A 21,641-nucleotide genomic window follows, 5' to 3' on the forward strand; every position below is an offset into this window, starting at 1 on the left:
TGCCACGCGTTGCGAATCCCTCTTGAACAATTTGTTATATCCGTTCTTAATTGACTTTCAGAACCCTTTTTAGAGAAACATTTCGCGCGCAAATTGATACGCCTCATAATGTGAAAAACCATTCGCTAGTGCGTAACCTGTTATCACCGATCTCCAGCAATAATTGTCATGAGGCTCAAAACCCCCACTTTTGCTTTCTACATTTTCAATAAACGACTTCTTTAATGCTAAAAACTTCTCTTTACTTACCAAATCTTGTTCTTTAGTCATCGAATACCAAACCTTTATCCATTAAATCCATAGCAAACATATAAGCTTTACCTTGCTTATAGCCATGTCCCATCGCATACCCAGCAGCCATTGAAAAAGTACTTAATTCCGCGCCTGGGTGCCAAGAAGCTTCCTGCTCTAACACTTCTTTTATAAATTTATCTTCCATGTCAGCAAAACTTATTAACGTCATTTGCTCTCTCTATAATTAAAATTGAATACGTAAGGATATAACGCCCGCTTAAGTGGTGAGCAACGCAACCACAACACTCAATTATTGCACCGTAAACACAAAAGCCAATTCAAACCAAAACCGCCAAGCGTTGCGAATCCGTCTTGAAGCGTTTGTTATGTTTGTAGCTAAAGAGATAGGCACAATTCTATTTCACGATCTTCAACTAAGTGACCTGTTGGCACAAAACCGCAATTTACGTAGAAACCTTTGGGGCTGTCTGCACTCGCAACAACACTTGTATAAAGAGCGAATATTCCAAACTCATTAACCAAGGCCGATTTCAACAAATCTACAGCAATACGACCATAGCCCTTTGACTGATAAGATTTGTCTAGCATGAGCCTCCAAAGCTCAAACTTACCTGATACAGTATCTGCGCTTACTAAAATAAACCCAACCGGTTTATTTTCGAAATAGACACCCTTAAACCAAGGAAAGTTCATAAAGTTCGCTTCAGCCAATGAAATAGCATTGCTATCGACATGATTTAACTGATTTGGAGCAACTTCCAGCTGGCAAATCTCATAAAAACTGTCGTAAATTATACTTCTAAGTTCGAGGGCCATACTGCCAATTTCCTTCAAAAACATAACGCCCAATTAAGGGGTGAGCAACGCTACCACCCAACCTAACGCATTGTACCGTAATCACTAAAATTGAAGTAGAAGCAAAAATGCCAAGCGTTGGGAATCCCTCTTAAATTGCTTGTTATGTTCGTAGCCATTTGTACATGACGTGGCTATCAACTAACCCTAGATGAGCATGCTTATATGCCTTGGGAATTGTACCTATGATTTGAAACCCTAGCTTCTCCCAAAGCTTCACCGCAACTTCATTGGTAGAGACCACGCTGTTAAATTGCATCGCATCAAAGCCAAGTCTTAGAGCTGTTTCCTGAGAATGTTCACACATAAGGCGTGCAATGCCCTTACCTCTAGCTTCGCTAGAAACCATGTATCCAGAATTACATATATGGCTACTTGGCCCCATTGCATTTGGCTTGATGTAGTAAGAGCCCAGTACAACGTCATTTTCTACGAAAACAAAAGCTTTCAGGGGAGATTCACACCATAAAGCGAAGGCTTGTTCTAGCGTCATATTTGGGTCAAAGGCATAAGTTTCTTGTGCCTGAATTACCGCCAAAAATGTTGGCCAAAACGACTCAAAATCGGCTTTTGTGATTTCCCTAATCATGAAATTCCTCCTAGAACATAACGCCCTGTTAAGGTGTGAGCAACGCAATACCAAAGCCGCCGCATACCACCTTAAACACTAAACGCAACGCATAGTAACAATGCCACGCGTTGCGAATTACTCTTAAACAGATTGTTATGTCTTTGACCCAAATACGCCAGCTAAACGAGAAACCATAGGCTTCAGCTCCATTGGTATAATCGACAACCAGTTGTCAAAGCATTGATAAATGTCATCAATCTCTGAAGCATCCCACTTATTGAAGTAACTCAAAGCTAGCCACAATCTAGGGTTAGCTTCGAAAATCGGAAGTAGTTTAATTGCAATTCTAGTATTGGCTTCTCGCATATATTGGTCACGTTCTAAATCTGCAAGACTTGCCCTAAACCAATCTAAAAACTCAATACCCTCCAGCAACTTATACTTATCGTCACTTATCCGATTCTCTGCATATTTATATAAAGCGCTACTATAATCGCGCCAATGCTCGTAAGGGGCTGATACTTGCCATACTTCAGACATCCGTCTAAGTGCAAAAAGTGAAGCTAACTCACAGATTGTTTCTTCAAACCATTTTGTTTTAGGGTTTCCACTAATGTAGTTTGTTCGTATATGACAATACTCATGAGCAAATTGATAAGAATGCTGAGCCCAAAATAAGTTTTTTGAGCTTAACAGAACTTGATATTCACCATTTTCCCCTCGCGCATCAAGAACCATAGGTCCTTCAATAGGATCGTGCTTTACTACTATATCTGACTCGATTTTTGACTCGAAATATAGGTCCATAACATATACCACAGACTCTAGTACTTTTTGTAAATCGACAACTTGAGCTTCACCCCAATTAAATGGGTTAATCAGTATACTCATTATTTTCCTCTAAAAAGACATAACGCCGCGTTAAGTAGTGAGCAACGCCACCACGAAACCTAACCATACCACCTTAAACACAAAGCCCAACGATAGAATGAAAAATGCCATGCGTTGGGAATCTGTCTTAAACGCTTTGTTATGTGCGTTTTATTCTCATTACTTCGCAAGTATTATTTCTGGGCTATGCATCTTCCAAATAGAATGAGCTTTGACCATTTGCTCTTTAAGTGAAATTATTGGAGGCAAATATCCATTATTTAATAATGACTCAGCTACTTGAGCATCAGGAATATGTATCTGTGATGCAACTGATATGGCCTTAGTACTTTGATCCAGCCCTTTGCTTAGTTTTTCATTTTTCAAAATATCTCCAACAAATCGCCTCATAAGCTCTAGCGCCCGTTTCGTTTTATCTCTATACCCCAAATCATGTGCATTCCGGCTTAACTCTTGGTAATCACAGTCATTAGAAAGCCTTTGAAAATGTTCTATTACAGGTTTACCTGCGTAAGACTTGTGGACAAGCGACGGTGATTCAACCAACTCATAAGACGTTAGAATGCCCTTCAAAACGGCTAAATTGCCCCGAGATTCAGGAGCACGTGAATGCAGCATAATAAGCTCGATGCACCCTTTAAACGCCTTTAAGTCAATGTCCAACTGCAGTTTGTATTCAACCGCAGCATAGAATTGTGTCAAGTAAGACATTACAACAGTTACACAATTGAATAGCTCTTCATTTGATTTAGCAAAGCTATTCTTTTTAAACCTATATTCACACCCTTCGTATTCAATACCAAACTCGTCCAAAATAGGTGCCAAAAAAGAAATAGCTAATCTTTGACTTTTTGCTTGATCAACCCAATTCACTCGGTCATTAAACGCTCTAGGAATAGATTTTACGAAGTTATCACACCGAAAATTAAACGAAACACTATATGCCGCCTGAGATATCAGTTCTTCTGCAATATATGGAAGAAAAGAACCATCTCTTGATGCTCCCTTAACATTGCCTATCTCGTAAGACCGCATTGGAATTGTACCCATATCTATAAGTACATTATTAAAAATGTTAATATCTACCTCCTTACTATCATTTGCATATCAAGCACATAACGCCTTGCTAAGGTGTGAGTAACGCAATACAAAAGCTACCGCACAGCGCCTTAATCACATAAGCCACCGCAAAGTAAAAATGCCACGCGTTACGAATCACTCTTAAGCAATTTGTTAGTACATGCGCTACTTCTATTTATGCGCTCCAAGATATTGAAAAGTGGCATAATATGAAAGGTTTTGAACACTGAAGTGAGACGGGCAGCTACAAAACTTAAACTCGGTTACGAGACGAAAGCTGGCTAGAAGAAAAACGCACTGAACTCCCCTACTTTTACTGACTTCAAATGAGAAAAGGATTCGATCCTCGCACTTCGACGGCAATACCAAAGAAAGACAATGCTGACTTACTAAAAGCCACGAAAAAGAAGAAGCACCAAAGAAATAGGCTAAGAGTTAGAAACCGTAAACGGCGAAATCAAAGCAAACACTCCGCATATAGCGCCACCGGAAAGAACGTGAAAGGTACAAGCTGAAAGGTGTAAAGACGAGCGCCAAAACAGATAAACACCAAAACTTATGACCTTTGATGTCAAACCCGTACTAACGCCGCGTTAAGGGGTGCCGGCACGCAATACAAAAGCTACCGCACAGCGCCATAAACACTGAACCCAACGCATACTAAAAATGCCACGCGTGCCAAATCCCTCTTGAACGCTTTGTTATACGCATGAACGTTTAAGCCAAGATTTTATGCCAAGCCCTACTTTGAAGCCATGATTTTTATGTGCTTTGATGCACTTACGTCAGGCTTAGACTTACCGCGACTTGCCACTGAAACCACTTGGAGCAAACCGCGCCGCAGAAAGCGGACCTGCAACACCAAAAAGCACTTTTTGGAAAGACAATTTCACAATGAGGACTTTCCACAAACTCACTGAAACCACGTAACCTCACCACACCAGAGAAAGCGCCCTTTCGGCGAGTAAATCAGCTTTTAGAAAGACAAACTCACAGAGCTGAGTTTCAGCAAAAAACGCCGCCTAGAATGACCCTGAAAAATCAGCACCAAAGAAGAAAACCACCGATAAACGGTAGGCCAAAACTCAGCCACGGACCGGAGAAAACGAGAATTGAAACTGGGAAATCACGACGCCCAAAGACCAGAACCCAATGCTGAAAATTGCAATTTTTGACCTGAATTTTTAGGCTTTCTTCATATAGCGTATAACGCCGCGTTAAGTAGTGAGCGACGCCTACACCTAACCTAAACCATTACACCGTAAACACAAAACTCAATTTGAACCAAGAATGCCATGCGTTGCGAATCTGCCTTAAACGCTTTGTTATGAGGCAACTCGAAGCGACAGAGAAAGGAAGTTTTCATCGCTTTCAGTCACCTCATATCCAAGAGATTTATAAAACCTTACCGCTGACTCATTTCGAGTAAAGCTTGATAAGGTTACGTAACTACGCCCTTGTTCTCGCGCTATTTCTTGAACCATATTCATTACCCTTTCACCCAGTTTTTGATTTTGAAATTCTGGAAACACAATAAGTAAATGTACATGAAATGCATTGTCGTAAGGCTTGAAGCATAGCATTCCAACTTGTGTGTTATTGAGATAAACCCAGTGAAACCAATGCGGCTCATAGTCACTTTTTAAACGATTGGCCTGAAACTCGTCACACCAACCAAAGACGGCATCGACATGCGAATAAATCCCCTGTTTCACAACAGAAAATAGACTTTCAAACTCATCACTTTCTATTTGTATTAATTGAATATCCATATGCCTCATAACGCCGCATTAAGGTGTGAGCGACACTTGGCTATACTTGAGCGAAGCGAAAATGCCAAGCGTTGCGAATCACTCTTAAATGCTTTGTTATGCCTATATTTTATTCATGCTCATCTAACTCGTAGTTGAGTACACTACCCATATTGCTAAGCAAGCCTAATTGTTCAAATCTATCTGAAACATCTTCTAGTTCTTCATATAAATGATCGAGCTCTTCGGTGACTGAGATTTTCTTTAGGTCACTTCCCATAGCTTCGAGGTAGTCACCTAATAAAGCCACATCAAAATCTAATGGGTCGATAGCCCTTATAAATTCAAGATGCTTTGAGGTTTCTTGAGTAGAAAGCATAAAAATTAGTAGCTCTTTCCAAAGAACATTTTCATGCTCAAAGCTAAACTGCTTACCTAAAAGCAATTTGTAAGCTTTAGATCCATATCGGACTTCATAGGTATAAATATTCTTGGATTGAGCCGCTCTTCGGATGATATCGTAGATTTGTAGAATGATCTTTGATAGCAACTTACCAATGTATTTTTTAACTTTATCTGTATTTCTATAAATACTATCTTCGCCAAATGTTGGAACTTGTTCAAGCGTGAAATTTTTTGAAAGGAAGGAGACCAATGCCTCTTTCTCTTTAGCCATTTCATGTATAGTTTTCAAACAATAACGATCATAACGAAATGATTTATAAAACCTTGTAAGAAGAGAAATAAACTCGAGGTGAGCTTTCCCCAAATTCATATCTCTATGGTTTTTTAAACGAGCTAGCAAATCTGCATGATTATGGGTAATTAAGCTTTCTTCATGGACTTCAGGATCGGTATTTTCATCAAACTCAATTAGAATAATTGCAACCTTTAGAAACCTCTCCACACCAACGGATATATTGTACAAAAAGTTAAATACATCTGTTTCGTAGGCAAAGTTTTCCATTTGATCCAAATTTCGAAGACCGTCATAAATGAATGTACTAGCCACATCAATTTCGACACCTAACTCAAAATTCTGCCAAAAAACTGCTGGCTTCATATTTTTCCTCCTAACCAATATAGGCATAACGCCCTGTTAAGGTGTGAGCAACGCAATACCGAAGCTCTCGCATACCACCTTAAACACTAAAACCAACGCATAGTGAAAATGCCACGCGTTGCGAATCACTCTTAAACAGTTTGTTATGCGATTAGACCCACCTAACCTGAGTAACTTCAGGTTCAGCTCTCATTCTGGTCGTACCTAACTCAACGAATAGTGCATACCTATAATGGAGATCCGTTTTATAAGCACGAAGTTTGAGCATATCTTTGCCACTACCAACACTTGATGACGATTTTTTAAACTCAATTACCAGTAAATTATCATTATTACTGCCCCTACGGTGAACGATAATATCCGGATAAACTGTCATTGCATTATCATCGAATACAGTGGTGTCTTCTGTACCAATATACAATTCCTTTGGGTCATGTCCATCTCGATTAAACTCACAATCAACATCATAACGCTCGAATTGTGCTTGCAAGTACATACCAATTCGATGAGTAAGAGAACGTTCATTCGCATTAACTTCTAACAAATATCGATCACGGTCGATAAATTGTCTAAGAGAGGCAATGACCTGATCTGCTACTTCTGGGTTTTCTCTAAGTGCCGTTTCAATTTCTTCGTTCATAAATTCTCAATCGCATAACGCCACGTTAAGGGGTGAACAACGCCACCGCCTGACCTAAGCCATTGTGCCATAATCACAAAAGCCAAACTTTGAACCAACACTGCCAAGCGTTGAGAATCCCTCTTGAACGCTTTGTTATGTGCGTGCTAAACGGTAGCGCCTTACAGTGCCCTCGCTTTCACTTGTGTAGTTGCCAAGATACTCACCGCCACAGTTTTCGATAACCTTTTGGGACGCTGGATTGTCAACTGAACAAGTAACAATAACGGAATCAGTGACAATATGGTCTCGCACCCAAGCGAGAAGAAATGAGGCTACACCTTTACCACGAGCTGACGGTCTAGTTTCGTAGCCAACATGCCCAATGACATTTTCTACGTTGGCATTAGTACCTTTACGAACTCGAATAGCGCCTAAGATTTCAGAATCAGATACGCAATAATAAGTCGTGCTGGGTAAATAACCGTTTGGTAACTTAGAAGTTGCCTTAGAACGTTCAACCAAACCCGATAAATAAGCTTCAGGATCTCGCTCAACGCCGGAATATTTAGGGATACCCGACTCCAAACATTCTTTCGCGTAACTTGCTAATATTGGAGCTAAATCTGGACTCGCTTCTACTACTTCCATGTCAATTATCCTCAAAAGCACATAACGCCCTGCTAAGGGGTGAGCAACGCAATACCGAAGCCGCCGCATACCACCTTAATCACTAAAATCAACGCATAGTAAAAATGCCACGCGTTGCGAATCCCTCTTGAGCAGTTTGTTAGCTTGCAGACCCAAAGGGTTGATTTTACGTTATTTTAAACTTTGCGAACAACAAACTTTATGTGCTTTGATGCACTTAAGTCAGGCGTAGTCTTAAAGCGGCTACTCAATGAAACCACGTGGAACAAACAACGCCGCAGAAAACGAACTCACAACACCAAAAAGCACTTTTGGAAAACCAATCTCACAATGTGGACTTTCAACAAAGTCACTGAAACCACGTGAACTTACCACACCAGAGAAAACGTCATTTCAGCGAGTAAATCGGCTTTTGTACCAACAAACTCAACGAGCAGAGTTTCAGCAAAAAAGTACGATTCAGTTAACCCCAAAGTCACCGCACCAAAGAACAAATCAACCGTGAAACGATGCCAATTTTGGATTTTCACCACGCTAGTTAACACTGAAATTGAACGCCGACACGACAATTTCGACTTTGAGCTTTTACCACTAGATCTTGCGATATAGCTGCATTTTCCCTCTTGCAAACTAACGCCGCGTTAAGTGGTGAGCAACGCTACCACTGCACTTAAAGCATTGTAACGTAAACACTAAATTTTAAGTAGAAGCAAAAATGCCGTGCGTTGGGAATCCGTCTTAAACGCTTTGTTATGCCTTCAGTCGTTCGATCATCTGTTTGTATTCATGAGCATGGTTACCCTTAAAGTTTGCCATGTCTGGTTTAGTTAAAATTCCACGAGAGCCTGTGATATGGCTTTTGATAACCTTTTTAGGTTTTTCACTCCAAGTAAGATTCAATGCTGCAAACTTTGGGAAAAAGTACATTTCCGAATACTCCGGCACATTGTCATGAATCCACCATGCCAAAGCTTGCCAATTTCCAGTCTCTTCGTAATAAGGTATAAACGAGTTAACGACAATACAAGCAGTAGCCCCCAAGCAACCCTCTTGATCCCTATAATCCCAGATATGCTTTCCATAATTCTTTTCATTGCTAGCACAACTGTATTGATTACCATTTTCTGCACCTTTCGCATTAACTAAGGGAGAACGATAACCTGATCTAATTGAAATCCTACCCAGTGCCTTTTCGATTGGTTCAAGCAATTGAGAGCATAGACTTTTCCCAGCTTCAATGGCCACATCTGGATAGTCTGGTATGTTTGGAATTTTCTCAATTTGTGAGATTTCGGAATATAGAAAATCCCGCATAAAGTAGCTGGGTGAAAGCTGAACCCTGCCTAAATCTTCAAGCTTTCTTACTGACGTCGGTGATTTCATAATTTCCCCTTAAAACTATCAGTCTAGGTGAAATTTGAAATAGAGGCATAACGCCGCATTAAGGGGCAGCAACGCGCTACCACTAAACTTAAATTTACCACCGTAAACACAGACGCCAAGATTTAAACCAAATTCGCCACGCGTTGACTGTCCCTCTTGAATGCTTTGTTATGCGTGATTTTTGACGTACTTTGCCATTGCTGTCTCTGAGACTGATAGACCATCGATTCTGTATTGGTCTTTGAACTCACCGACAACACTGAACCCTGCTTTAAGATAGAGGTTCTTTGCTGGGATATTTTCCGATAATACACAAAGATCGAGCCAGTCAATTTCTACTTTTTCTTCGCAGAAGTTTATGACTGCATCAATCAACCTTTGACCAAGACCTTGTTTGCGACAAGTGGCATCTACACCCATGCCAAGTAAAACTCTGTGAGAACGGCTTTCATCACCATGGTGACGAAGATCAATGTGACCTTTGATACTTCCAGAAGGATCTTTTACAACCCAAAGCTTCCTCCAGCCAGGAGACCCAAACGGATGAACAAACCCTTGGATAAATTTTTCTTTTGTTGGTTCTGGAACTTCTTTTTGCTCTCTAGACATTGGTTGGAAAAGAGGAATTTCTCCATTGCCATTTTCAGACAGCTGATTTTCAAGATAAACAAAAAATGATTTTAAATCCGATTGTTCAGCTTCTACTACTTCCATCGACTACTGTACTCCATTAATTACGCATAACGCCGCGTTAAGTGGTGAGCAACGCAGACCACCAACCCCAAACCATTGTGCTGTAAACACTAAATCCAAAGCAAACCAAAAATGCCAAGCGTTGCGAATCCGTCTTAAACGCTTTGTTATGTACGTTTTACCGAGCGCACTGGTACCCAACCAATTTCACCCGTTAACCTCGAAACTCGATACCACTCATTAAGTTCGAATAGCACTGACAGTTTTTCGCCAATGACAGTATTAAGCTCAACATTGTCATAGTCTTCAAGCAAGATACCTTCAGAACTTCCTTCAATCTTCTCGATATATTGAACCGGAGCCCAACCCTGCCCCCCTTCGACACTGGTTATAAAGATCCAGTTGGGAAACTCGTCGTCAATTGTACCTAGAGCTACTTTGTCACCTTGCTTCAAATAAAACGGATTGGGATATTCTGAAACGTGTTTTTCAGTAGTAACAACTTCCATATTTTCTCCAAAGTACATAACGCCCAATTAAGTAGTGAGCAACGCGCTACAAAAGTTACCGCATTACACCTTAAACACAAAACTCACCGCAAACCAAAACTGCCACGCGTTGCGAATCTGCTTAAATTGTTTGTTATGCGATTTTTCGACAATGCTAAATTGGCTAACGAAAACATTACCTTAAACACAAAAAACTACAAACGCACATATGACTTTTTGTGATTCAAGAACCAACGGACTCAACATTTCGTAAAAAGGCCGCCACAAGCTCGGAACGCGGCTTTAGAGCGAAGATCTGGCCGTTACTCACACGAAACTCAACGAACCGAAATTTCAGCGAATACCTACTTTCCGTAAACTTGCCCTTTCCACACTTTGCGCCCGAAAACTTTCCACGACCAAATGCGATTTTTAATTAGGCAATTCCACGGACTGTGACATGTTTTACTGTTTGAGTGATTCAAGGATTTGAGCCGAAAATGCCAATTTGCCGAAACCAAAAAGCGAATTGCCAAAGAGATTAAATTTAGAGAAACCTGAAATTTTGCCTTGTCGCATAACGCCCTGTTAAGGGGTGAGTAACGCAATACAAAAGCTGCCGCATACCACCTTAAACACCAAAGCCAACGCATAGTGAAAATGCCACGCGTTGCGAATCCCTCTTGAACAGTTTGTTAGCTATGTTTGTCCAACATACTACGGAATTGGGCTATCGTATGCTGACTGAACACCTTGATACCGCTACTCTCTAACAACGTAGCAGTGACCCCAGACCCATTAACTTTGGTCCCACTAAACGTACCATCGTAAATATTGGAACTACCACAGGAAGGACTATTCTCTGCGAGCACTGCATATTTTATTTGTAGTCGCAGACACAATTCCAAGGCATTCTTGGCCCCTGCTACAAATTGAGTAGTGACGTCGATACCATCGTTTCCGACAACCTTCGAAAAGCCTTTTAATACATCAACACCTTTACCAGCGATTATTTCAGCAGGTGCTCTAGGAGTGGGCAAACCTGCCGATACTTCTGGGCAAAAGACCACAAGCTCTAGGTTTGATCGAAGCCAATGCAGATCAGGCTCAGGAATTGACAAGCAACTTGCATTGTATCGAACTTGATTTCCGACTAAGCACGAGCTAACTAAAACTTTTTCCAACCAGAACTCCTTTGTATGCGAAAAATAGCTAACGCCCAATTAAGGGGTGAACAACGCCTACACCCAAACCTAAAGCATTGTGTCATAAACACTATATTTGAAGTAGAAGCAAAAATGCCAAGCGTTGTGAATCCCTCTTAAATTGCTTGTTATATTTAGTCTGCGATTTCAAATATGGAGTCAATGATGATAGGTAAATTACCCCTTACGGACATGGCTCCAAAAACTGAACGAGCATGAATACCCTTTTCACCAAACACGTCTGCCATTAAATCAGAGCATCCGTCCAACACTTTAGGATGTTGTTCGAAGTCACTAGTGGCATTAACAAAACCTTGGAGTTTTACAACTCGGACTACTTTGTCTAACGAACCCAGTTCGAGTTTAACCGCCGCCAAAATATCTAAACCCGTAGCTTTGGCAAAAGTGTAACCTTCTTCTGTTGTGTATTCTTGACCTAACTTACCCTTCGGCACTTTGCTCAAGCCAGCCACCGGTCCTTTACCTGAAACATAGAGTAAGTTGCCAGTTCTCACACAATTGCAATAACTACCCTGAGGATCGCTTGCTTGAGGTAACTCCAACCCTAGCTCTGATAGTCTCGTTTCGATGTCCATTTATCCTCCATGATTGAACAAAATATAACGCCGCGTTAAGGGGTGAACAACGCCACCACCTGACGCAAACCATTGTGCCATAATCACAAAAGCTAAACTTTGAACCAAAACTACCAAGCGTTGAGAATCCCTCTTGAACGCCTTGTTATGCGTGCGTTACCTGCATATTTTTAACCAATCTTTCTCAGTTGGCATCGTATCAAATTTCGGTATACCGTCATTTATAAAACCCACGTCCCAACTAGCGTGAGAGCCAACATAAACATGAGCAGAAACTTTTGTATCCACGGGCTCGGACAGCAGACCAGCTGGCACCCAATATGAATCACCGCTTGAGCTGATATTCGGTACTGGGCTACCGCATTGACAGCAAAACTCAGATTTAAAACCTGAGCTTGTAGAAAATGACCTAATTTGATGTTCGCCGGAACGCCACTTAAAATTTGATGCTTCAACTATCAACGCTGAATTTGATGAAGAACCCGATACCTTGCGACACAAAGAACAATGGCATTGATAGATGGGTGGCAATTCGCCTGACAACTCAAACGAAACCTCTCCACACAAACAGTTTCCTTTCAAATTTAATTCTTCCTTGTTAATTAGTGCGCATAACGCCGCATTAAGGTGTGAGCAACGCTGCCCCTCAAACTAAAGTATTGCGCCGTAAACACAGAACCCAACCTTGACCTGAAAATGCCAAGCGTTGGGAATCACTCTTAAATGCTTTGTTAGCAATCCGACTCAAACATCATTGGAATATCAACCATTCCCTGACGGTTTCTGATCCCTTCTGTGCGTTTAAAACCAAAACGCAAATACACGTTTTCCGCATTTACCGCAGAGTTAACAGTAAAGGCACCTCTATTCCCGTTTTTTATTGCTTCTTCTTTAATCGTTTCCCACAATTTTCGGGAAAGTCCTTTACCTTGAAAATTATCGTCTACGAATAGATGATACAAGTGTGAGTTGTCTCGAACCCCAGCCACACCGACCACTTCATTGTTCGTAGTTACTGCGACAACATAGTCATAATTTGTGGATAGACATTTTCCAATGCTTTCCTCTGACATTGAATCGAGCAAAATACCCTGGACAGACGCATCACAAGTTGGGCAAACATATTTTTCTGTTAAAGGTAAAATCAATTCACTAATTGACTTCGCATCACTGATTTCTGCTTTTCTGATATTGATGCTCATTATTTCTCCTGATTGCTAACGCCGCGTTAAGGGGTGAACAACGCGATGCCACCCAACTTAAACCATTGTGTCATAAACACTAAAGCTAAACTTTGAACCAAAACTGCCAAGCGTTGAGAATCCCTCTTAAACGCTTTGTTAGCCCGAAGTCAACGTTGCTGTAGAGTTCAGAACAATATTGGGATGCTTGGACAGAGTAAAGCTATGGTGTGCGATAATCGAAGGTGCATCTAAATGAGGTTTACCGTGTGTTGTATGAGCATCCTCTATCAAGGTAACTTTGTAGCCTTTGCTTGCAGCACTAAACGCCGTTCTATCTATACAAAATTCTGTTGAATAGCCACATATAAGCACATGCTCAATCTCATTTTCATCTAGATACTCTCTTAAGTTTGTATCATGGAACGAGTCTGGAGTTCTTTTGCGAATCTTATAGCTAGAATCGTTAATTGTTAAATCTGAAAACAGTTGCCAGGCATCACTTCCTGGCTCGAGTACTCCCGGGATTTCATGTTGTATAAATACAATTTTAATTTCAGACGAGCTAGCGTAACCCAACAATTGCTTAATGTTGCTTATTACACATTCAGATAAATATGGAGGATTGGTGGAACCAAAAACTCCATTTTGAACATCTACGACTAAAAGTGCCGATTTCATATTACTTCCTCCTAGGGCTAACGCCCAATTAAGGGGTGAGCAACGCTACCACCCAACCTAAAGCATTGTACCGTAACCACTAAAATTGAAGTAGAAGCCAAAATGCCAAGCGTTGGGAATCCCTCTTAAATTGCTTGTTATGTTCGTAGCCATTTGTACATGACGTGGCTATCAACTAACCCTAGATGAGCATGCTTATATGCCTTGGGAATTGTACCTATGATTTGAAACCCTAGCTTCTCCCAAAGCTTCACCGCAACTTCATTGGTAGAGACCACGCTGTTAAATTGCATCGCATCAAAGCCAAGTCTTAGAGCTGTTTCCTGAGAATGTTCACACATAATGCGTGCAATGCCCTTACCTCTAGCTTCGCTAGAAACCATGTATCCACAATTACATATATGGCTACTTGGCCCCATTGCATTTGGCTTGATGTAGTAAGAGCCCAGTACAACGTCATTTTCTACGAAAGCAAAAGCTTTCAGGGGAGATTCACACCATAAAGCGAAGGCTTGTTCTAGCGTCATATTTGGGTCAAAGGCATAAGTTTCTTGTGCCTGGATTACCGCAAAAAATGTTGGCCAAAACGACTCAGAATCGGCTTTTGTGATTTCCCTAATCATGAATTTCCTCCTAGAACATAACGCCGCATTAAGGGGTGAACAACGCTACCACCCAACCTAAACCATTGTGCTGTAGACACTAAAGCCGATTCAAACCGAAACCGCCNGTAAGAGCCCAGTACAACGTCATTTTCTACGAAAGCAAAAGCTTTCAGGGGAGATTCACACCATAAAGCGAAGGCTTGTTCTAGCGTCATATTTGGGTCAAAGGCATAAGTTTCTTGTGCCTGGATTACCGCAAAAAATGTTGGCCAAAACGACTCAGAATCGGCTTTTGTGATTTCCCTAATCATGAATTTCCTCCTAGAACATAACGCCGCATTAAGGGGTGAACAACGCTACCACCCAACCTAAACCATTGTGCTGTAGACACTAAAGCCGATTCAAACCGAAACCGCCAAGCGTTGTGAATCCCTCTTAAATGCTTTGTTATGTCGCGTCCCCAATGTTTAACGAAAACTCTTTATAGCGTTCAACAAATTCCCGAGCTTCAGCCAAGTCAATCGGATAAGGGACGGAGTCATTATTGTCTCTGTGTGGTCTTATCTTTTGAAACCGAAAGCCATGTGATACTAAAAACCTGATCTTATCCCATTGCTTTTTGTCTGATTGTTTAGGTGCTTTAAAATAGCGTCCAAGATTGTATGAAACATTACCGCAATTTGGGCAAGGTAACTCATTGGGAATACCCTTGGATAATTCGCTGTCACGCTTAAAAGACTTGCAACACTCTAAACAAGCAAATGAAACTGTGTAACTACTGCTCAATTAAACATTTCCTCCTAGCTACATAACGCCCTGTTAAGGTGTGAGCAACGCAATACCGAAGCCGCCGCATACCACCTTAAACACTAAAACCAACGCATAATAAAAATGCCACGCGTTGCGAATCACTCTTAAACAGTTTGTTATGTTTTACCACAAGCACATGATTTAATTGAGAAAGAACTGCTATTTCTGACTGGCTTTCCGAGCTAAACCACAAGGTAAGAACCGACTTGGTCACCAAAGGCGACCAACCTAAAACCAGTAGGCCCACTTCCCCTCCCTACAACCAATAGCTCTCGAGGGTGCGGACCTTTCTGTATAACCAGGTATCTAATAACTAGTAAGGAATTTATTTTGCCATACGTTCTTCACACTGCTTAGCGAATTGATAATCATCCATTGTACTTGTTTTAACCTTATATTTTTGCACTAGCTTGAATGTTGCAGAGTTTTCCTTTTTACATCCCTCCCCTTGAGCTTGAGCACTTAGATAAGGCTTATTATTTATAATTGAACAGCTAGTTATTTTCGCTCGATTCATTATTCTCGCATTAACAACAGTACAATCAGGATTGCCATCGAGTTCTTCATTATCTCTCGGACCTTCTCCTAATTGAGAATCGGAAGCCGTAGAAGTATTACATTGCAAAGGTTTTCCTTTTGCTGCATGAACTCCGAAAGTTAATACCTCTTCTCTATGATACTTCCTCTGGTGTTCTTTCTTTTTCTCATTTATACAATTAATAATATCTTCTGTAGTCGCTGCATAGGCTGTTGGAGAGGCACTGGCCGCACCAATAACAACAAGGGTGCAAACAGCGAGAGTATTAACATCTTTCATTTTAGACTCCATGGTTTGAGTTTACATAGTATTAAAGACTAGTCATAAACCTATGAATGCCTATATGAATATTTCCTATATGGGTATAACCTCTATGCATATAGATGAATACAAAATTAGCTACATAACGCCGCATTAAGGTGTGAGCGACGCTTGGCTATACTTGAGCGAAGCGAAACCGCCAAGCGTTGCGAATCACTCTTAAATGCTTTGTTATATTTTTTTTAGATCGTTCTTAAATGAACATAGAAAATTCTCTAACTGCATAGCGTCTAACTTTTGGATTGGTTCAGGAAAATCACTAAGTTCTAGAGTATCCTCTAGCGATGAGTCTTCCGGTAACAGACCTTTTTCTTCCAAATATTCAGCCCCTACACGAGTGCCAGCATGTAAGAAAACTTTTGTCGGTTTGAAGCCCAAAAATGCCGATATGCGTATTGCAGCATCATAAATGGACAACTCACCGAAACCAGAGACTTTAGCTGACTTCACGATACGATACACATCATCAAATGATTCAGCCGCTTCAAGCTGAGTTGTCTTGAAAGTTAACTTAACCGCCATACTTGATAGAACTGAATTATTCACCCCTCTAAGATTACCTTTTTCATCTTTAAATTCTTCTTGGTGGTTGTGTTTTAATTCATATTCTTGAGATTCGTAGAGAATTTTAAACTTTGCACTACAGCCGTTAACAATAGCTGACTTTAAATTCGGCAAATTTCGATAGTAGTTTAAATATGCGTCTAAAAAATGAGCTCGACTTTCAAATTCAAACCATTTTCCTAGGTCTTCCCCATTTGCATCTTGCGGCTTATACAGCTTGTATTTTTTACTAAAATACAGCTCAACAATAGACTCTAACTTACTCAAATTTTCCATCAATACTCCTTAAAAATATAACGCCCAGTTAAGGGGTGAAGCACGCAATACCAAAGCTGCTGCATGGCACTTCAACACCAAAACCACCGCATACCAAAAATGCCACGCGTGCTGAATCCCACTTGAACTGTTTGTTAGCACGCTGCCCTCGAAGCCTTTGACACACGCCAAGACATTGAAATATAGCACGAAATTTATGGTTTAAAACACCAAAACCAAATGGACAGCTGCCAAACTAAAAACAAACGTCAAGACGTAAGTTGGCTAGAAGAAAAACATGCTTAACTGCCCTTTTTCACCGCTTTCAAATTAGCAAAGGATACGGGCTTCAGAATTGAACTACCGCGCCAAAGAAACGCATTTTGGGTGATAATTTCCCAAAACTAAAGAAACCACACCAAAGAAATAGCCCGAAAGTTAGAAACCGTAAACGGTGAAAGCAAAGCGAAAACGTCACATCTAGTGCCACCGGAGCGAACGTGAAAGGCACATTTGATCAGGTGTAAAGCGAGGAAAAGAAACCAATAAAAACAGAAACTTTTAGTCTTTGATGCCAACCCCGTGCTAACGCCCTGTTAAGGGGTGAGTAACGCAATACAAAAGCTGCCGCATACAACCTTAAACACCAAAGCCAACGCATAGTAAAAATGCCACGCGTTGCGAATCCCTCTTGAACAGTTTGTTAGCTATGTTTATCAGAAGGTTTGCTTATTTCAGATTTGACTAGCTCAAGAACATTGATTAACTCTTGAGTTACACCATTATGTATATTCAACTTTTCACGCTCGACTAGCAATGCAAATAAAAGAGCATATAAAAACAGAATTGGTAACGATGCCCAAGTACTATTTACTATATCAAGTTTATCTGCAATGGAGCCTATTGCTGACAACAAGCCAAAAGAAGCAGCGAGTAAAATAAGAAATGAACCTCTTCCGATAATTTTTTCTTTGTGATTTTTTAAATACACAATTATTTCTGAAACTGAATTTTCGTCATATACATCAGCGTCTTTCAAGTCACCTACAATGCATAGCTTACAGTCGTTCATAAATTGAACTTCATTAGCAAGCAATTTAGTGTATGTTTCGGTTTTCCCAAAAGTCCGACCAACAAAAAGTTTCAAGCCAAACCATTTCTTTTTCAGAAACTTAGTACGCAGATCGTCATAATCAGTGTAAATTTTTGATAATATCTTTTCCACAAAATCTCCTACAAATAGCTAACGCCGCGTTAAGGGGTGCAGGCACGCAATACAAAAGCTACTGCACAGCACCATAACCACCTAACCCAACGCATACTAAAAATGCCACGCGTGCCAAATCCCTCTTGAACGCTTTGTTAGTTTTCTTGTTCGTGACGCGACTTTTCTTGAATTGAAACCCAAACACTCCTTTCTAAGCGATTAATCTCCTCTATACGATCAAGAAAATTACCAACCACCTGATTTTGTGTAATATTTTCCGAATACAACGGCCCTATTCTGGATTTGTAATAAATGAACTCTGATTTCAATCGTTCAGATGCCTCTGCCCTAGATACCCACGTTTCATTGAACTTAAAAAGTGCTTGTATTGAGGCAGCTATGGCGGCCATAGCTGGTAAAACAGCTTCCAGAAGATTATATGGAGCGTCTAACTCAGCCAAAATTACTATTGGCGTTAGAGCACTGAAAAGAATAGTAATGATCTGGAAGAGATAATAAAAAACTCGACTAGACGTTTTATGTTTATCAAACCAATGTAATAACTCCCAGTACCGTTCTTCTACATTCTGAGATTTGTTATCCATTTCTTTCCTCCGTGAAAACTAACGCCGCATTAAGGTGTGAGCGACGCTTGGCTATACTTGAGCGAAGCGAAAACGCCAAGCGTTGCGAATCACTCTTAAATGCTTTGTTAGTTCGTTACTTTGTGCTGTCACTTTGACCTTTATATGGGATAGTATCTTTTTCATCCCAAAAATCTAAAATCCTCTCGGATTCAAGCTTTTGCTTAACGCCCTCGATAAAGTCAATTTGCTTTTGATCCCCTGAGTCTTCTGCGTTCTTTTGAATAGCCTGAAACAATGTTTGTCTCATTGAACTTAAAACCGAACGTTTAATCATGGAAGCTTTAATTGTGTCGAACGCAAAGCGAAACGGAAATTCATTTTCTCTTATCTTTTCAATTAATGCCAAATATTCATCAGTTACGTCTTCCCATTGCTCACTCTCGTCAGCAAGACGGTCAAAGTGAGCAGGAGCTGTTTTACTAGGTAATTTTTCATCAAGGAGCGGAACTCCTGCTTTGTCATAAATTTTGGCAATTAGCTCTGAACAAAATGAGCTGTCCTCTTCACCACTTCCCATATATTTTTTGTTATAGCCTTGTCTCAAGTAATATAAAGCAGCTTTCAATAACTCTTCTTGCTCTTGTTCAGTTATTCCTTTTAGGCGGATTACTTTCCAGTCATCCTTTATATCTTCAAGTTCATCAAGAAGAAAAACAAAGTGAACACCTCCATCGTTCGTAGAATGCACCAGTGAACCATCACCTATACTCAACTCTACATGACTAGAAGCTACTCCGTTATAAATCACTTTCTGCGCATTAACCAATGCAGAAGAAAACTTACTACCACCCCTGACGAGAAAAATATCGCCGATCATTTAATATCTCCTTAAGAACTAACGCCCAATTAAGGGGTGAGTAACGCAACACCGATGCTTCCGCATACCACCTTAACCACTAAAATTAACGCATAGCAAAAATGCCACGCGTTACGAATCCCTCTTGAATTGTTTGTTAGCACGCTGCCCTTAAAGCCTTTGAAACGAACCAACGCATTGAAATATAGCACGAAATTTATGGCTTAAAACACCAAAACCAAACGGACAGCTACCAAACTGAAACAAACTTCAAGACGTAAGTTAGCTAGAAGAAAAACATGCTTAACTGCCCTTTTTCACCGCATTCAAATTAGCAAAGGATTCGAGCTTCAGGCTTTAACAGCAGCTTCAGAGAAACTAGGTTTTGCCGCAAATTTCTCAGCGCTAACGAAACCACACCAGAGAAATCGCCCGAAAGTTAGAAACCGTAAACGGTAAAATCAAAGCGAAAACTTCGCATATAGTGCCACCGGAGCGAACATGAAAGGCACATTTGATCAGGTGTAAAGCTAGGAAAAGAAACCAATAAACACAGAAACTTTTAACCTTTGATGCCCAACCCCGTGCTAACGCCGCGTTAAGGGGTGAACAACGCCAACCACCCTACCTAAACCATTGTGCCGTAATCACTTAAACCGATTCAAACTAAAAATGCCAAGCGTTGAGAATCCCTCTTAAACGCTTTGTTATGGCTAACAACTCACGAATGACCTGCAAGATTAACCAACTGTTTTTAGATGAACTTAACACGTTCATCTAAGCACTCATTAGAACCCATTTCGAATTCGCGGCATATCCAAGGACGATTTTCATAAATTGTGCACATTAGAGTGTCTCTATCTAAAGCCGCACACCAACCATCATTTAATCGCATCATTGTTTCACCTCCATACTGGTCACGTGCGATGAACTCTTCAGGCACGCCAGTATCAGAGATAATCATAACTTCAAGACGGCAGCAGCAAGCTTTGCAGTTTGAGCAAGATACATTTGAGGAAGAAGGTGTATTAGTTGGTATAAGCATAAGTAACTACAGTTTAGTCAATTGTGCATGATACCGTAAATTTGATGCGAACAACCTTCATTTCTGAGATTGCTTACCTTGTGAGCCATAACGCCCTGTTAAGGTGTGAGCAACGCAACACCTAAGCCGCCGCATACCACCTTAAACGCTGAACGCAACGCATAGTAAAAATGCCACGCGTTGCGAATCACACTTAAACAGTTTGTTATATTTTTTGTTTTCATTTATCCAAAAATATACCAAGCCTATTCTGTAACTCATTAAACCGTTCTTTACTCTCTTCCTCGTTAGCACTTGGAATACCAGCGTCATTGGCAATGTCTTTAGTTGACTCTTCAAGCCGAACAAGGAGCTTTTTAAACTTACTCAAACTTGCATCATCGATCATGTTGTGCCGAATACAGCAATATGAAACAGCCTCTACAAAAGTACTAGTAACAATTCTGGACATCATAATTGAATATGAGCATGCTTCAAACGCTATTAATTGTCTTGCTTTCAATGGATATTGGAGAGTCATCATATGCAAAATTGTATCTTCTGCGGTCATATGACTAGAACCACTCAAACGATGATAGATTGAAAAATAATCTCCTGTTTTTCCGAGCTTTTCAAAACGCTTAAATAATGAGTTCCACCAAAGATCATTATACTCACTAGACTCTACTGAGAAATTGGTTTTAGCTAGGTCGACATAGTTAGCATAAGTTGAAATAGCATTAATACGACCGTCAATTAAAGGAATGATCTGAGATGCGTAATCTTTAGTAGATACTTCTACTTTCCACTCATTCAATTTACGGATGTGCTCGTCATACCATTTCGCCATATAAGCTGTAATAGTACGTTCATCACCATGCAAAGCCATGTACATCAGGTTTATAGAAGAC

The 21,641-nt window shown here is 40.5% G+C and carries 26 protein-coding genes; all 26 read right to left on the reverse strand.

The features are described from left to right. Nucleotides 1-69: 69 nt before the first annotated feature. Nucleotides 70-270 carry a hypothetical protein gene (locus tag CAG64_RS08625; protein WP_029807681.1) on the reverse strand — a complete coding sequence of 67 codons (201 nt, stop codon included), beginning with the start codon at nt 268-270 and terminating at the stop codon, nt 70-72. Next, nucleotides 263-463, reverse strand: a complete 201-nt coding sequence (locus tag CAG64_RS08630; RefSeq protein ID WP_140333145.1) for a hypothetical protein — start codon at nt 461-463, stop codon at nt 263-265. Before CAG64_RS08630 ends, CAG64_RS08625 begins: the two co-directional genes overlap by 8 nt. Before the next feature lie 167 nt (nt 464-630). Next, nucleotides 631-1,071 (reverse strand): GNAT family N-acetyltransferase, encoded by a 441-nt coding sequence (locus tag CAG64_RS08635; protein WP_161489299.1) that lies wholly within the window; start codon nt 1,069-1,071, stop codon nt 631-633. Nucleotides 1,072-1,213: 142 nt separating this feature from the next. After that, entirely contained in the window at nt 1,214-1,699 is a 486-nt protein-coding gene (locus tag CAG64_RS08640) for a GNAT family N-acetyltransferase (RefSeq protein WP_161489300.1), read from the reverse strand. Between the two features lie 135 nt (nt 1,700-1,834). After that, nucleotides 1,835-2,572, reverse strand: a complete 738-nt coding sequence (locus CAG64_RS08650; RefSeq protein ID WP_161457381.1) for a hypothetical protein — start codon at nt 2,570-2,572, stop codon at nt 1,835-1,837. Nucleotides 2,573-2,731: 159 nt separating this feature from the next. After that, nucleotides 2,732-3,622, reverse strand: a complete 891-nt coding sequence (locus CAG64_RS08655; protein ID WP_161457382.1) for a hypothetical protein — start codon at nt 3,620-3,622, stop codon at nt 2,732-2,734. Nucleotides 3,623-4,977: 1,355 nt separating this feature from the next. After that, nucleotides 4,978-5,433, reverse strand: a complete 456-nt coding sequence (locus tag CAG64_RS08665; RefSeq protein WP_161454706.1) for a GNAT family N-acetyltransferase — start codon at nt 5,431-5,433, stop codon at nt 4,978-4,980. 100 nt (nt 5,434-5,533) lie between these two features. After that, the gene (locus tag CAG64_RS08670) at nt 5,534-6,466 is read right to left on the reverse strand and encodes a hypothetical protein (RefSeq protein WP_161489301.1); all 933 of its coding nucleotides are present in this window, start codon (nt 6,464-6,466) and stop codon (nt 5,534-5,536) included. A 151-nt stretch (nt 6,467-6,617) separates the two neighbouring features. Further along, nucleotides 6,618-7,106 carry a hypothetical protein gene (locus CAG64_RS08680; protein ID WP_202601086.1) on the reverse strand — a complete coding sequence of 163 codons (489 nt, stop codon included), beginning with the start codon at nt 7,104-7,106 and terminating at the stop codon, nt 6,618-6,620. A 135-nt stretch (nt 7,107-7,241) separates the two neighbouring features. Next, entirely contained in the window at nt 7,242-7,736 is a 495-nt protein-coding gene (locus tag CAG64_RS08685) for a GNAT family N-acetyltransferase (protein WP_161488340.1), read from the reverse strand. Nucleotides 7,737-8,486: 750 nt separating this feature from the next. Next, nucleotides 8,487-9,119 (reverse strand): peptidase M15, encoded by a 633-nt coding sequence (locus tag CAG64_RS08695; protein ID WP_025639655.1) that lies wholly within the window; start codon nt 9,117-9,119, stop codon nt 8,487-8,489. Between the two features lie 168 nt (nt 9,120-9,287). Further along, a complete protein-coding gene (locus CAG64_RS08700; protein WP_029811072.1) occupies nt 9,288-9,833 on the reverse strand; it encodes a GNAT family N-acetyltransferase in 546 nt (181 codons plus the stop codon). Between the two features lie 146 nt (nt 9,834-9,979). Further along, entirely contained in the window at nt 9,980-10,321 is a 342-nt protein-coding gene (locus tag CAG64_RS08705; RefSeq protein WP_161488341.1) for an SH3 domain-containing protein, read from the reverse strand. A 674-nt stretch (nt 10,322-10,995) separates the two neighbouring features. Next, on the reverse strand, nt 10,996-11,484 hold the full coding sequence (locus tag CAG64_RS08715; RefSeq protein ID WP_025543530.1) for a DUF523 domain-containing protein: 489 nt from the start codon (nt 11,482-11,484) through the stop codon (nt 10,996-10,998). A 155-nt stretch (nt 11,485-11,639) separates the two neighbouring features. After that, nucleotides 11,640-12,101 carry a RidA family protein gene (locus CAG64_RS08720; protein ID WP_161488342.1) on the reverse strand — a complete coding sequence of 154 codons (462 nt, stop codon included), beginning with the start codon at nt 12,099-12,101 and terminating at the stop codon, nt 11,640-11,642. Between the two features lie 156 nt (nt 12,102-12,257). Beyond that, nucleotides 12,258-12,683 carry a GFA family protein gene (locus CAG64_RS08725; RefSeq protein ID WP_193231228.1) on the reverse strand — a complete coding sequence of 142 codons (426 nt, stop codon included), beginning with the start codon at nt 12,681-12,683 and terminating at the stop codon, nt 12,258-12,260. 149 nt (nt 12,684-12,832) lie between these two features. Further along, a complete protein-coding gene (locus CAG64_RS08730; RefSeq protein WP_052037173.1) occupies nt 12,833-13,303 on the reverse strand; it encodes a GNAT family N-acetyltransferase in 471 nt (156 codons plus the stop codon). A gap of 138 nt (nt 13,304-13,441) precedes the next feature. Further along, nucleotides 13,442-13,963 carry a cysteine hydrolase family protein gene (locus CAG64_RS08735; protein ID WP_161488812.1) on the reverse strand — a complete coding sequence of 174 codons (522 nt, stop codon included), beginning with the start codon at nt 13,961-13,963 and terminating at the stop codon, nt 13,442-13,444. A 137-nt stretch (nt 13,964-14,100) separates the two neighbouring features. Further along, nucleotides 14,101-14,586, reverse strand: a complete 486-nt coding sequence (locus CAG64_RS08740) for a GNAT family N-acetyltransferase (RefSeq protein WP_161488813.1) — start codon at nt 14,584-14,586, stop codon at nt 14,101-14,103. Nucleotides 14,587-15,703: 1,117 nt separating this feature from the next. Beyond that, a complete protein-coding gene (locus CAG64_RS08755) occupies nt 15,704-16,195 on the reverse strand; it encodes a hypothetical protein (protein ID WP_161489302.1) in 492 nt (163 codons plus the stop codon). Nucleotides 16,196-16,408: 213 nt separating this feature from the next. Beyond that, entirely contained in the window at nt 16,409-17,077 is a 669-nt protein-coding gene (locus tag CAG64_RS08760; protein ID WP_161457594.1) for a hypothetical protein, read from the reverse strand. A gap of 682 nt (nt 17,078-17,759) precedes the next feature. Next, on the reverse strand, nt 17,760-18,281 hold the full coding sequence (locus CAG64_RS08775; protein WP_161457596.1) for a hypothetical protein: 522 nt from the start codon (nt 18,279-18,281) through the stop codon (nt 17,760-17,762). Between the two features lie 137 nt (nt 18,282-18,418). Further along, nucleotides 18,419-18,868: a DUF4231 domain-containing protein gene (locus CAG64_RS08780; protein WP_161457597.1), complete on the reverse strand. Its 450-nt coding sequence runs from the start codon at nt 18,866-18,868 to the stop codon at nt 18,419-18,421. Between the two features lie 115 nt (nt 18,869-18,983). Then, entirely contained in the window at nt 18,984-19,727 is a 744-nt protein-coding gene (locus CAG64_RS08785) for a YiiX/YebB-like N1pC/P60 family cysteine hydrolase (RefSeq protein ID WP_161489303.1), read from the reverse strand. 733 nt (nt 19,728-20,460) lie between these two features. Further along, the gene (locus CAG64_RS08795; RefSeq protein ID WP_079751593.1) at nt 20,461-20,751 is read right to left on the reverse strand and encodes a YkgJ family cysteine cluster protein; all 291 of its coding nucleotides are present in this window, start codon (nt 20,749-20,751) and stop codon (nt 20,461-20,463) included. A 220-nt stretch (nt 20,752-20,971) separates the two neighbouring features. Then, nucleotides 20,972-21,641: DUF5677 domain-containing protein (locus CAG64_RS08805; protein ID WP_161489304.1), on the reverse strand; the 670-nt coding region annotated here is incomplete at its 5' end.

This window comes from Vibrio sp. V38_P2S17PM301, assembly GCF_009904845.1.
GTDB lineage: Bacteria > Pseudomonadota > Gammaproteobacteria > Enterobacterales > Vibrionaceae > Vibrio > Vibrio proteolyticus.